14 protein-coding genes are annotated in these 13337 nt (G+C 44.3%); 6 read left to right on the forward strand and 8 right to left on the reverse strand.

Annotated elements, in window-relative coordinates; genetic code table 11:
* Window positions 1–60 precede the first annotated feature (60 nt).
* The 3 genes from AC3CH4_RS20605 to AC3CH4_RS20615 form a co-directional block, all read right to left on the reverse strand.
* On the reverse strand, window positions 61–684 hold the full coding sequence (locus AC3CH4_RS20605; RefSeq protein WP_004731776.1) for a 3'-5' exonuclease: 624 nt from the start codon (window positions 682–684) through the stop codon (window positions 61–63).
* 69 nt (window positions 685–753) lie between these two features.
* The gene (locus AC3CH4_RS20610) at window positions 754–1158 is read right to left on the reverse strand and encodes a PPC domain-containing DNA-binding protein (RefSeq protein ID WP_488543706.1); all 405 of its coding nucleotides are present in this window, start codon (window positions 1156–1158) and stop codon (window positions 754–756) included.
* A gap of 112 nt (window positions 1159–1270) precedes the next feature.
* Window positions 1271–2467, reverse strand: coding sequence for a DEAD/DEAH box helicase (locus AC3CH4_RS20615; protein ID WP_017109066.1), 1197 nt, complete (start codon window positions 2465–2467; stop codon window positions 1271–1273).
* A gap of 167 nt (window positions 2468–2634) precedes the next feature.
* Here AC3CH4_RS20615 and bluB point away from each other — a divergent pair, with 167 nt between their 5' ends.
* Window positions 2635–3303, forward strand: a complete 669-nt coding sequence (gene bluB / locus AC3CH4_RS20620; RefSeq protein ID WP_488543707.1) for a 5,6-dimethylbenzimidazole synthase — start codon at window positions 2635–2637, stop codon at window positions 3301–3303.
* 114 nt (window positions 3304–3417) lie between these two features.
* Here bluB and AC3CH4_RS20625 read toward each other — a convergent pair whose 3' ends face one another.
* Entirely contained in the window at window positions 3418–5049 is a 1632-nt protein-coding gene (locus tag AC3CH4_RS20625; RefSeq protein ID WP_017077435.1) for an NAD(P)/FAD-dependent oxidoreductase, read from the reverse strand.
* A 254-nt stretch (window positions 5050–5303) separates the two neighbouring features.
* On the opposite strand from AC3CH4_RS20625, the gene fdxA reads away from it, so the two are divergent.
* Window positions 5304–5627, forward strand: coding sequence for a ferredoxin FdxA (gene fdxA, locus AC3CH4_RS20630; protein ID WP_004731764.1), 324 nt, complete (start codon window positions 5304–5306; stop codon window positions 5625–5627).
* A gap of 97 nt (window positions 5628–5724) precedes the next feature.
* Here fdxA and AC3CH4_RS20635 read toward each other — a convergent pair whose 3' ends face one another.
* From AC3CH4_RS20635 to AC3CH4_RS20645, 3 genes are all read right to left on the reverse strand, one after another.
* Entirely contained in the window at window positions 5725–6459 is a 735-nt protein-coding gene (locus AC3CH4_RS20635) for a TrmH family RNA methyltransferase (protein ID WP_488543708.1), read from the reverse strand.
* A gap of 206 nt (window positions 6460–6665) precedes the next feature.
* Window positions 6666–7718, reverse strand: coding sequence for an aldo/keto reductase (locus tag AC3CH4_RS20640; RefSeq protein ID WP_267136080.1), 1053 nt, complete (start codon window positions 7716–7718; stop codon window positions 6666–6668).
* Between the two features lie 349 nt (window positions 7719–8067).
* Entirely contained in the window at window positions 8068–8214 is a 147-nt protein-coding gene (locus AC3CH4_RS20645) for a hypothetical protein (RefSeq protein ID WP_004731758.1), read from the reverse strand.
* Window positions 8215–8562: 348 nt separating this feature from the next.
* On the opposite strand from AC3CH4_RS20645, the gene pepT reads away from it, so the two are divergent.
* The 3 genes from pepT to AC3CH4_RS20660 all read left to right on the forward strand — a co-directional run bounded on the left by pepT (window position 8563) and on the right by AC3CH4_RS20660 (window position 11355).
* Window positions 8563–9795 (forward strand): peptidase T, encoded by a 1233-nt coding sequence (gene pepT, locus AC3CH4_RS20650; RefSeq protein WP_488543709.1) that lies wholly within the window; start codon window positions 8563–8565, stop codon window positions 9793–9795.
* A 76-nt stretch (window positions 9796–9871) separates the two neighbouring features.
* Window positions 9872–10339: a DM13 domain-containing protein gene (locus AC3CH4_RS20655; RefSeq protein WP_171308376.1), complete on the forward strand. Its 468-nt coding sequence runs from the start codon at window positions 9872–9874 to the stop codon at window positions 10337–10339.
* 173 nt (window positions 10340–10512) lie between these two features.
* A complete protein-coding gene (locus tag AC3CH4_RS20660; protein WP_065207038.1) occupies window positions 10513–11355 on the forward strand; it encodes a mechanosensitive ion channel family protein in 843 nt (280 codons plus the stop codon).
* Between the two features lie 134 nt (window positions 11356–11489).
* Here AC3CH4_RS20660 and AC3CH4_RS20665 read toward each other — a convergent pair whose 3' ends face one another.
* Complete coding sequence (locus AC3CH4_RS20665) at window positions 11490–11933, reverse strand: dCMP deaminase family protein (RefSeq protein ID WP_054541800.1); 444 nt, start codon at window positions 11931–11933, stop codon at window positions 11490–11492.
* Between the two features lie 259 nt (window positions 11934–12192).
* Here AC3CH4_RS20665 and AC3CH4_RS20670 point away from each other — a divergent pair, with 259 nt between their 5' ends.
* Complete coding sequence (locus tag AC3CH4_RS20670; protein ID WP_029405039.1) at window positions 12193–13329, forward strand: efflux RND transporter periplasmic adaptor subunit; 1137 nt, start codon at window positions 12193–12195, stop codon at window positions 13327–13329.
* Window positions 13330–13337 lie beyond the last annotated feature (8 nt).

Here is a 13337-nt window from a genome sequence, read left to right on the forward strand (position 1 = left end):
TAGGCTATAGTGACTGTTTGCTACTAGCCTTCTGACAAACCCTAAACCGAATGCAGAGAGTTAGCCTCTGTTACTCATCAGCAGCTTTGGAATCGAGCCTTTAGCTGTCTTAGATATTTTTTGCATCAATTGAAAGCTCGGCTGTTGAATACCGTGATCACTTTGCAGTTCATCAATCATCAATAACCATAACCGTGCTGTCATTTCTGAATCGGCTAACGCTCTGTGGAAAGTACCGTCGTTGTCGATATTTTTGAAACGCACAAGGTCGCCTAGCTTATGAGTCGGTGCGTCTTGGATTAGACGACGAGCAATCAACATTGAGCAAGCGAACTTGCCTGTGTAGTCTCGGCCAATAAAGTCTAATTCCGCATCGAGAAAGCGCTTATCAAACGATGCATTGTGAGCAACAAGTTGGCTGCCTTGGATAAAGTCTGCAAACTCATCCATCACTTCACTGCAACTGGCCGCTGTGCTTAACATACGGTTACTGATCCCGGTATAGCTTTCAATGAACCCACTAACGCGAAATCCCGGGTTCATGAGTTGCTGGAAGGTGTCGACGACTTCGCCGTTAACTAATTTAACCGCACCGATTTCAATCGCCCGGTCACCCATGTTTGGTGATAAGCCTGTGGTTTCGAAATCGAGAACGATAACGGAGTCTGCGGAGTTTGGAGCCATCGTGTTTCCTAATACTATTTATTTAGTTGTATCGCTTTATATGGGGCGCTAGTGCTGCTACGGGGCAATCTATTGCGTGTTGTTGCTGATAGTGAGCTCAGTGTAACCCGTCGAATCGTCATGCTCTCTGTTAAAGGTCAAGGTATCGTAGCGGTGAACAATCAATTCAACCGTGGTCGCGATAATCGTCCCTTCAAGCAAGTGCCCACCAATCACATCGCCATTTTCATCAGCAACGGATATATGAACATGCTGGTGGTTTGGGGTTAGCGTCGCCATCACAGACACAATTTCGAACGGAGCTTTGATTAGCTTGGTGTTGTTTGCATTAGCCAGACGAATATTGAGTTGAGAAACACATCCGACACAAGACGCGACAGAGCCCGCTGAGATATTGTGCGCTGTCACAAGCTTTTGGAGTCCAAGCTTTAGGTCTTGCCCACGGGTTAATCTCGTTGCGATAGGAGTGATCATCTTATTGCCTCAGTTTTATTTGTATTTCAAAGAACAAAACGAAGCCACATAGGGCTTCGTTTTATTTTCATTTTGGCTAACGCGACTGTAGCATTTTCTGTCGCTGAAATTACTAGTCTTGTTGCTGTTCTCTTTTCTTCTTAGGAACGAAGTTCAATACTGAAATTGGTACTTCTTTGCGTGGTTCGAAACCTTCAACAACGCGACGCTCAATCAAGTGACCAAGACGTTTTTCGATAATGCACAGGTTCTTGAAGTTGTCTTTCGATAGGAAAGAGATCGCTTCACCAGACGCATCAGCACGGCCTGTACGACCAATACGGTGAACATAGTCGTCTGCTGGGAATGGGATGTCGTAGTTCACTACGCGGCTTAGGTTATCGATATCGATACCACGAGCAGCAACCCCTGTTGCAACTAGATATTTTAGACGACCTTTTTTGAAATCAGCCAGAATCTTTTCACGAATCGCTTGGCTACGTCCACTGTGGAAAGCTTCCGCTTCGATACCACGCTTTTCAAGTTGAGCAACCAACTTAGCCGCGCCGTGCTTAGTCTCGATAAAGATAAGCGCTTGGTCCCACTCACCGTCAGTGATCATGTGGCTTAATAGCGCAGACTTACGGTCTTTATCTACAGTAACAAGCCATTGTTCGATGTTTGCTTTAGAAGCGTCAGTTTTGGCAATTGAAATCTCTTCCGCTTCACTGATTGCGCTTTTCGCTAGCGCACGAACTGGCGTTGATAGCGTTGCTGAGAACAACAGGTTTTGAATGTTTTGTGGCAAACGTGCGATGATCTTGTTGATGTCTTCGATGAAACCCATGTCTAGCATGCGGTCAGCTTCATCAAGAACCAGTACTTCGACTTCATCAAAGTGAACGGCACGTTGTCCGTACATATCGATCAAACGACCTGGTGTTGCCACAAGAATATCGACGCCTTCAATAAGACGATCTTTCTGGTGTTGGTAAGAGACGCCACCGTACATCGCTAATGATGTTAGGTTTAGGAACTTCGCGTACTTAGTAATGTTCTGCTCAACCTGAATCGCAAGTTCACGAGTTGGTGTCAGAATAACAGCACGAATACGCTTTTTACGTTGTGTTTCACCTTTACTTAGCATTTCTAAGATAGGGAGAACAAAGCTCGCAGTTTTACCTGTACCTGTTTGTGCAGCAGCAATAAGGTTCTTACCAGAAAGTACAATTGGAATTGCTTTTTCTTGAATAGAGGTTGGCTTTTCATAGCCTTGTTTTGCAACGGCTTTAACAATAGGTGAGCTTAATCCAAGCTTGGAAAATGGCATAAGTTTCTCGGTATGATTTGGCTAAATAGCGATGGAAAGGTTCAACAATCTTATACAAGGATAAGATTAATGGCGGCATTCTACCATGTTGCTTGTGTACCGCTAGTAACATAGACACTTTAGTTGGATAATACTGGCTCAATAAGACGACGATAAGATAGGGATGTATGGAAATTACGCCGAATGAACGCGATGCAGTATATAAAACGATTTTTTCTCGCCGAGATGTTCGTGGTCAGTTTCTTCCTAATGAGATCCCAGAAGACGTTTTGATGCGTGTGTTAACCGCAGCGCACCATGCTCCTAGTGTTGGATTTATGCAGCCTTGGGATTTTGTCGTTGTCCGTGATATCGAAACCAAGCAACAAATCAAAGCCGGCTTCAATCAAGCACATGCAGAATCCGCGGAAATGTTCACCGATGAAAAACAGGCGATGTATAAGCGTCTAAAGCTCGAAGGTATCGTCGAATCACCTATCGGTATCTGCGTCACTTGTGACCGTAATCGAACCGGAAAAGTCGTTTTAGGTAGAACCATCAAACAAGAGATGGATCTGTACAGCACCGTGTGTGCGGTTCAAAATTTATGGCTGGCGGCAAGAGCTGAAAACCTAGGGTTAGGTTGGGTGAGCATCCTGCATGACTCAACACTGCGAGACGCATTAGATATCCCGGAAGACATTGATATCGTGGCGTACTTATGTATCGGCTACGTTGAACACTTCAAAGATAAACCCGAACTTGAAACCATGGGCTGGCTACCAAGAAGGGACGTCAATTCAGCGATTCATGAAGGGAAGTGGAACTCAGACCAAATCAAGTCAGACGAAGAGTAATTGCATCTACCGACATTAATCTCGATGGCTAGTATCAAGATCTAAAAAAGGGCTCATTGAGCCCTTTTTGATATTTGCTTGCTGTTATCTGATTTAGATATACAAACCGAGAGCCTAAGCGATCTCAATCTTCTCAGCTTGGTTCTGTTCTGCCATTGATATCGCTAGTGCTTCTGCAGCCTTAATACCATCGATACCGGCAGATAGGATACCACCAGCGTAGCCTGCGCCTTCACCTGCAGGGAAGAAGCCCTTTAAGTTGATGCTTTGGAAGTCTTTGCCACGTTTGATACATACAGGAGAAGACGTACGCGTCTCAACGCCTGTTAATAGACCGTCTGGCGTAGAGAAGCCTTTGATCTTCTTCTCGAACGCTGGAATTGCTTCACGAATTGCTTCGATAGCAAAATCAGGTAGTGCTTTTGAAATGTCCGTAAGGTGGATACCCGGCGTGAATGATGGTTTTACTTCACCGATTTCACTTGGATCACGACCTTTCAGGAAGTCACCGATTTTCTGTGCAGGGGCGTCGTAGTTCTCGCCACCTAGAACATAAGCGGCACTTTCTAACTCACGCTGTAAACGGATACCGGCTAGTGCGTCACCTGGGTAATCGCGTTCAGGGTCGATACCCACAACGATGGCGCTGTTTGCGTTGCGCTCTGCACGAGAGTATTGGCTCATGCCGTTAGTTACTACGCGGCCTTCTTCAGAAGTCGCTGCAACCACAGTACCACCCGGGCACATACAGAAGCTGTATACAGTACGGCCATTTTTACAGTGGTGAACGAGTTTGTAGTCCGCAGCACCTAGGATAGGGTTGCCTGCGTTCTTACCGAAGCGAGCTTCATCGATCATCGCTTGCTTGTGTTCGATACGGAAACCAACAGAGAAAGGCTTCGCTTCCATGTAAACGCCACGTTCGTGCAGCATTTCAAACGTATCACGAGCACTGTGGCCAACAGCCAGTACTACGTGACGAGTTTTAATCTCTTCACCGTTAGAAAGCGTTAGGCCAGTGATTTGACCGTCTTCCATATGAACGTCGTCTACGCGAGTACTGAAACGGATTTCACCGCCGAGTTCAATGATAGAAGCACGCATTTTTTCGATCATGGTAACCAGTTTAAAGGTACCGATGTGCGGCTTACTTACGTATAGAATTTCTTCTGGTGCGCCAGCTGCAACGAATTCTTCGATTACTTTACGGCCGTAGTGCTTTGGATCTTTAACTTGGCTGTATAGCTTACCGTCAGAGAATGTACCTGCGCCACCTTCACCAAACTGTACGTTTGATTCTGTGTTTAGAGTACGCTTACGCCAGAAACCAAAGGTATCTTTGGTACGTTCACGAACTTCTTTACCACGCTCAACGATGATTGGATTGAAGCCCATTTGAGCAAGCACTAGGCCTGCGAACAAACCACAAGGGCCAAAACCGATAACCACAGGGCGCTCAGTTTGGTTCTCAACCGCTTTAGCCACGAATTTGTACTCCATGTCAGGAGTCACTTTTACGTGTGGGTCGCTGATGAATTGTTCTAACAACTCAGCTTCGTTTTCAACGAGAACATCAAGCGTGTAGATAAGTAAGATTTTTGATTTCTTACGAGCATCGTAGCCACGTTTAAAGATATTAAAAGAAAGTACCTGATCAGCGTTAATGCCAAGCTTTGCTTCAATAGCGTCTTGAATGGCTGACTCTTCATGGTCTAGTGGGAGTTTAATTTCGGTTAAACGTATCATTTTGATGTCTCGTTTTTATAGGTGTCTTAGCTAGATCGTTTCTTAATACAGAGTTTGATGACAACGCTGATGTTGAAAGATGCGATAAGCTCACAATGGCGCGCATTTTACGAGAAATTGATTTATCTGTCATACTAATTTGGAAACATGGAGCAAATAGACACGATATTAGAGTCGTATGATGTTGAATTTTGCCTTGGGATGAGTATTATCCCCCATTCTTCAATTTTGACTAACTTATAGAGCAGAGCATCATGGCATTTGTCGTAGGCGATAACTGTATTCAATGTAAATACACAGACTGTGTGGCGGTATGCCCCGCAGATGCGTTCCATGAAGGCCCGAATTTCATGGTAATCAACCCAATCGAATGCATTGATTGTGGTTTATGTGTACCTGAATGTGATGCTCAAGCAATCTTCCAAGAAGATGAACTGCCAGAAGATCAAAAGATCTTTATTGAAGTGAATGCCGAGCTTGCCGAGATTTGGCCGGTACAAACGGAAGTAAAAGCACCGATGGATGAAGCTGAAAAGTGGAATGGTGTGTCTGATAAGTTGGCAATGCTAGAAAAGTAGTTGTTGAAAAGAACTCAAATAAAAAGGCGTACTGATTTAATCAATACGCCTTTTTTAATACCTGAACACTGTCGATTGGCTCGTTAGTTTATGAAATCTAGCTATGCTGACGACGCATATTGTCGAGAATGATGCCTGTCGCCATTGCTACGTTCAAAGACTCCGCGCCACCGAATGCAGGAATCGTAATCTTATCAGTTACGTATTTAGCCGCATGTTCACGAATGCCGTGAGACTCGCTGCCCATCAGCAAAATGCCATTGGCAGTAAATTCTGTCTGATGAACACTTTCGCCTTCTAAGAACGCGCCGTAAACCGGTAGGTTCGCTTGTTCTAAATAAGCCGGTAAGTCTGTTTGGCTTACGTGTACTCGGCCAAAGCTACCCATAGTTGCACTGATGGTCTTAGGGTTGTATGGGTCTGCACAATCGCTGCTCGCAACGATATGCTTAATACCATACCAGTCTGCTACGCGAATAATGGTACCTAGGTTGCCCGGATCAGATACACCATCCAGTGCAATCATCAACCCAGTTGCTTTTGGCAGTTCAAATGTTGGGATCTCAACGACAGCAATCGCGGCATTGTTACTCACCAAAGTACTCGCTTTGGTTAGGTCATCCAGCGAGGCTTCAACACAATCAAACTCAATAAGTGAAGCGTGATTTTCAGATAAGAAATCAGCGGTAGCAAAGACGTTCTTCACGACTAAGTCACTATTGAAAAGCTCAAGAACGTTCTTTTCACCTTGAACTAGAAACAAGCCGTGGGCTTTACGTTGTTTCTTTTGGCCCAAAGCACGAAGGAGTTTTAATTGGTTTTTTGAAATCATGTTTTTATCCTAGATATAAGCCCGCGCATTATAGAGCAAAGGTTGGAGAACCAAAAGCGTGATAGCTCAATGCGATCCACATAAAAAGCAAAGCGACCCACTTACAAAAAGAAAAGCGTACTAAATAGTACGCTCTTATCTGATTTACTTACCAAAGATTAAGCTGAACAGGCTAGACAAACTGAGAAGGCTGGGTGTACTACAGCTTAATATGGAACAGGATAGCGCTTAAACACTGTGTTGATATCGGTAAGAATCTCTTCTGATAATGGCTTACTGAAAGCAGCCACGTTCTCTTTTAGCTGCTCCATCGTGGTCGCCCCAATGATGGATGAGGTAACACCATCGACTTGATTACACCATGCTAATGCAAGCTGGCTCGGCGTAAATCCATGAGAGTTCGCAACTTCGACATATCCTTTTACGGCTTCATTGGCAGACTCAGTGTCGCGGAAAATGCCTTTACGCTGCATGTAAGTCCAACGGCTTCCTTCTGGTCTCGCACCATCAATGTATTTGCCACTGAGCATTCCTCCAGATAACGGTGACCAAGGCAGGTAAGCGACATCTTCATGCACACAGTTCTCAATCAGATACGGCCAGTCTTTTGCGTGAAGTAGGCTGAATTCATTCTGAATCGAGACCATGCGTGGCAAATCGTGTTTTTCGCTCAGCTTGAGATAAGTGTTGATGCCCCAAGTGGTGTCATCAGACAAACCAACATGACGGATTTTTCCTGCTTTAATGCAGCTCGCTAGGGCTTGAAGGATCTCCAACATTTCCCCTTCATGCTGCTTTCGGTCGATATCACTGAAGCGAATTTGATTTGGGAACTGTTTTCCAAAGTGAGGTGTATTTCGATTTGGCCAATGCAGTTGATATAGGTCGATATAATCAGTCTGTAGACGCTTTAATGACGCATCAACCGCTTCGATTACGGCTTCACCCGTTATAGGACCACCATCTCGAACCCAAGGAAGACCTGGGCCTGCAATCTTACTCGCTATGATCAGTTCTTGGCGGCGCTGCGGGTGGCGCGATAGCCAGTTACCAATAATCGCTTCTGTTTTGCCGTAGGTCTCTGGAGACGGGGGAACCGCATACATTTCTGCAGTATCGATGAAGTTAATACCTTGGCTTAGTGCGTATTCGATTTGTTGGTCGGCTTGCTGTTGCGTATTTTGCAGCCCCCAAGTCATGCTGCCAAGACAGATGCGGGAAACGGGAATTTGACTACTTCCTAGTTTTGAATATTCCATTGAATTCGGGATTCCTGTGGTTAAGTTCTCTGGTACTCGCATTAGAGTTTTTGAAAAGAGAGCGAGTGAGGAATGAAAACGAATATAAATTATTAGCACAAAATGACACGACAAGGTATGGCTGAGGGAAGTTTAATGAGTCATTTCTCAACGTAGCGAATGAGCTAGCTGCATAGTCGTGGAGCTATAGATATAAAGCAGGGGAGTCACAAAACGTGAATGGGTTCGACGCCTGAATAGGACATCATAGAAAGAGAGAAGAAGAGTCAAAGACAAAAGAGCTCTACATCATAGAGAAGTAGAGCTCTTTTATTAGGGGTTCTTAAATATGTTCTGAGTATTGATTAAGTTACGAGGTCGCGTTGGTGTCAAACCCACCTTGAGATTGCGCCTGTCTTAGAGCTTCCTGCCTTTGAACTTCTTTCTCAGTTAATGCTGGTTGAAGCGTTTCCTCAGAGGCTTGAGGAGATAAAATGAAATATTTATTAATCGTCATAACTGTGTCTCCGTGTAACGTATGACAGATTCTGCATCAAGGATAAATTGTGATCATCATCCACTTTGTACTTTTTTTAGGCTGAGAGCGGAGGGCGTAGAATGCGTACAAAGCGATCTCTTATCATCCGTATGCAATGTTGAACTGACGAAACCCTCTTATTTCAAGTATAGGAAGCTCGTCTAATTTCGCACAATAATGATGTAGAGCAATTACATACATGGTCAGGGGCGTAAGATGAAAAACCTCGCTACTGACTCTATGTTCGTCTTAATTTAACGATGTATCGCTTATCGACATAATAATTAAGTCAGTAAATCAATTACTTAATCCATGGTGAGATGAATTATGGAAAAGCTTGTAGAACGTTTTCTGAATTACGTTACTTTTGATACTAAATCCGATCCTTCTAATCAGCAGTGCCCAAGTTCACCGGGTCAAATAACATTTGCTGAAGCCTTAAAATCAGAATTGATCGCATTAGAGTTAACTGATGTCTCTTTAGACGAAAATGGCTATTTGATGGCGAAACTGCCGTCGAATGTCGATTACGATGTGCCTGCTATTGGCTTTGTCGCACATATGGATACCGCTCCTGATGCTTCCGGCGCGAACGTGAAACCACAGGTGATTAAAGATTATCAAGGTGGAACGATAGAATTAGGTGCAAGCGGTGAATGCCTGAATCCAAGCCAATACCCAGATCTTGATGCCTTGCATGGCCATGACCTCATCACTACCGATGGTACGACTCTGCTTGGGGCTGATAATAAGGCGGGTATCGCTGAAATCATCAGCGCGATTGCTTACCTTAAAGCAAACCCAGACGTTAAACATGGCGATATTTGTATTGGCTTCACGCCAGACGAAGAGATCGGTCGTGGTGCTAACTTGTTTGATGTTAAGAAGTTTGGTGCCGAATGGGCGTATACCATTGATGGTGGCCCGGTAGGGGAGTTGGAATTTGAGAACTTTAATGCCACGAGCGCCGATGTTGTCTGTCATGGCGTGAACGTTCATCCGGGTACCGCAAAAGGTAAAATGGTGAACTCGATGAACATCGCGGCGCAATTCCAATTGATGATGCCAACGCAAGAAACACCAGAGTGCACAGAAGGTTATGAAGGTTTCTACCACCTGAAATCAGCTGAAATGGGTGTGGCTCGCTCTGAACTAGGTTACATCATCCGTGATTTTGAACGTGAGGGTGTAGAAGCGCGTAAGGCATTCATGCAACAGAAAGTGGATGAGCTGAATGAGCGTCTTGAGAAAGGCCGTGTTGAGCTGGTGCTAACCGATAGCTACTTCAACATGAAAGAGATGGTTGAACCGCATCAACATATTATTGAATTAGCGAAGCAAGCGATGATTGAGTGCGATGTTGAGCCAATGATCAAACCGATCCGAGGCGGTACAGACGGCGCTCGCTTATCTTTCATGGGGCTACCATGTCCGAATATCTTCACTGGCGGCTATAACTTCCACGGTATTCATGAGTTCATTACCATTCAAGGCATGGAGCAAGCGGTAAAAGTGATTGTCGAATTGTCTCAGCGTACGGCGACTCATTACCAAAAATAGGATATCAAAGCGTTATATCTCTTTGTATTTTTAAGAGTATTCAATAATACTCTCTTTAAGCATAAGGGAGTACGCGATGAAAAAGTTAGTTTTACTTTGCACCCACTTAGCCGTGGGTGCTTTTGGTTTTGGGCTTGGTGTTTATGCACTACCTATCTTAATTGAGCCTGATTCTCCTTCCTCAAGTTCTGTTGAAGCGATCAGCCAGCAGGCTATCTACACAGGCGAGTTCACAAAAGACCGACAAGACAGTGACTTTTTGCATTGGGGAGAAGGCATCGTCTCGGTTTCTGAAAATGCGATAGCTTTTGAAGGTGAATTGGCACCGGGGCCTGATTACAAAGTTTACCTATCACCTAAGTTTATTGAAACCGAACAAGCTTTCAATGACAGTAAGAGCGAGCTACTGAGAGTCGGAGATGTGAAAACATTCGACCGATTTATGGTTGAGTTGCCTGAAGGTGTTGATCTCAATCGATTTAATACGGTTGTGATTTGGTGTGAAACTTTTGGCCAATTTATTACTTCTGCCAAGATAAAATGATAGCCTTACCTAAGCTGAATTAATCATGAAAAGGGGCGCTCTATTTTTGAGCGCTTTTTTATAATGCGTTTTTTGGGTTGAGTCAGTCGCTGTAAAGCTCATCGTTATAGAGCTCAATTGTTTTAATGCTCGTTGTTATAAAGCTTAATTGTTGTAATACAAAGGAATACGTAATGGAAAAGTTGTGGCAAGTGATCGATTTCTTACTCGCTAATAAGTTTATTTTTAGTATGCTGATCATCTGCATTATATTAATAATCCGACGAATCACTTTGTCTCGAATCCGTGGTGATGTCGCTTTTCTAAGTGAAGACCAACGTAATTGGATGTCACGCACCAAGAACGGTACGTTTGCCATTATTATGGTCACTTTATTTGTGCTGTGGAAATCTGAAATCAGCGAATTTGCGCTGTCTGTTACCGCTATTGCGGTTGCGATAGTCGTGGCTTCAAAAGAGATCATCTTATGTTTTACGGGGTCGATCCAGCGCGCAAGCTCTCGTTCATTTAGAATTGGTGACTGGATTGAAGTAGGTAAAATCAGCGGCGAGGTGATTGAGCACAACTTGATGGCGACTGTGATTCAAGAAATCGATTTGTATCACGGGCAATACCACTTTACTGGCAAGACCGCTACGCTGCCTAATAGCATGTTCTTCACTTATCCGGTAAAGAACCTCAACTTCATGAAGCGCTATGTCTATCATAACTTTTTTGTGACGGTGAAAGACTTTGTAAACCTATACCCTATGGTGCCGGGTCTTATCGTGAAAATTGAAGAGCATTGTGAAGAGTTTATCGATGTTGCCCGTCGTTATAACGGTGTGATCGAAAAACACGCTGGCGTTGACCTTCCGGGATCTGAGCCTCATATCCATATCACGAGCAGTTCGACGGGTGAGCAAGAAGTGCACTTTATGATCTTCTGTCCGACCGAAAAAGCGATTCATCTTGAGCAAGATATCCGTAAGGATTTCATGGAAGCTTACGCTCTTGCATTCCCAAGCAACGATTAATTTACTCGTCAGTCTATTGCGACTAACCTACAGCGTCTAAACTATAGTGTCCAAACTATAGCGCCCGAAAAAAAGAAAGCCGAGAGCGATATATCGACTCTCGGCTTTTTTGTATCTGAAATTCAGCTTCGATATTAGTCCAGATCAGCGAGTGGTAACCAGTCTATTTCCACACCAGCTTGCTCAAACATATCTTGGCTTATCTTGATTTTATCGCCCCAACGAGAAAGGAAGTCTTCACTTTGCTCTGGGCAATGTACCGCTGAAATCCCAGTTTGGATGATTTTTGCTGCACAGTTCGGACAAGGGAAGTGAGTCACCCAAACTTCACAACTGTCTAAATCACGTTTAGCAAACAAGATTGCATTTTCTTCAGCGTGAAGCGTCTTAAGGTACTTCATTTCCCTGTCATCAGTATCCGCACTATCAGACACGCCATGTGGGTAGCCATTAAAACCAACGGAAACAATACGGTTGTGCTTAGTGATTACGGCGCCGACTTGAGTTGAAGGATCTTTACTCCAAGAACCGACCAATTCCGCCATTTGATAGAAACGTTTAGCCCATTTTGAAATCATGAGAATTCCTTAACAATTAAATGTGAATGCTTATCTGTCTGACCATACATGATGTTAGACAATATCCATAGAGAACAAAAGCTGAGAGGTTGATTTACTTAGAAATTGTAACGCGTTTGTAATCACTTTATAAGCACTTGGTTTCAATTAACATATTGATACACTTTGGCTAGTTATAATTGATATTCCTCGGACAATGGTGACGAGTGTGTTACGTAAATTTTATGCTGTTCAAATACTAATAAGTGACGGTATAACCATGCGTAAAAAGTTGATCCTTACGGCTCTTGCAAGCTCTCTTATTCTTGCTGGGTGTGGGCAAGATGCTCAAAATGCCAAGCAAGCGCCTCTACCTCTCGTAGCTGTACAGGATGTTAGCGTTGTTTCTCACCAGCAAAGTAAGTCGTACATCGGTCGTATTGAAGCCGTTGAAGACACGGCTATCACCGCGCAGGTTTCAGGCTATCTACAAAGCCGTCATTTCAATGAAGGTCAAATGGTCGAAAAGGGCCAATTGCTTTACTCGATCGAGCCATCTTCTTTTGAAGCTGAAGTCGCAAGCGCAAAAGCGTCTGTTGCTCAAGCGAATGCAAACCTTAAAAAAGCCGAACTTGATTTCAACCGCGGTAAGAATCTGCTTCCTAAAGGCAGTATTTCTCAATCGGAATTTGATGCATTGACGGCAAACTTATTAGGTTCTCAAGCGCAACTTGAAGCTAGCCATGCTCAGCTAAACGCAGCCAATGTTCAGCTTTCCCATACCCAAATTACCGCGCCTTTTTCTGGAAGAATCAGCGACACCAAAGTGAGCACGGGTGACCTGGTTTCGCCGTCTTCAGGTGTATTAACTACGTTGGTTAGCCTAGACCCAATCCATGCGTCGTTCAGCATCAGTGAACGTGAGCGTATTGAGTTAGGGATGGATCGCATTGAAGGCGACGGCAGCAGTGACTCTGCAGGGGTTGAAGTTCAGATCATACTTGAGAATGGTGAAGCGTTTGAACATCTAGGTCAGCTTGATTTCTTGGGCAACCGTATCAACCTTAATACAGGTACAATCGCGATGCGCGCCATTGCTGATAACCCGAATCAGCAACTACTTCCAGGCCAACACGTTCGCGTTGATCTACGTGAAAAACAATCGATTGATGTTGTGACTATCCCGCGACGTGCAGTTCAAACCGACCTAGAAGGTGACTTTGTAATGGTACTGGTTGAAGGCGAAGCTGCACCAGTCGCTGAGCGTAGAAATATTGAGATGGGGCGACAAGTTGAAGGTGGCGTGATTGTTCAATCTGGATTAGAGAAAGACGACGCGGTGATCACTCAAGGCCTACAGCGTGTACGTAATGGTATGTCCGTTCGTATTCAAGCTTCTGCTGAACAAGCTGAGTAAGAGGGCTA

This window comes from Vibrio sp. QJM3NY_26 (assembly GCF_057786005.1).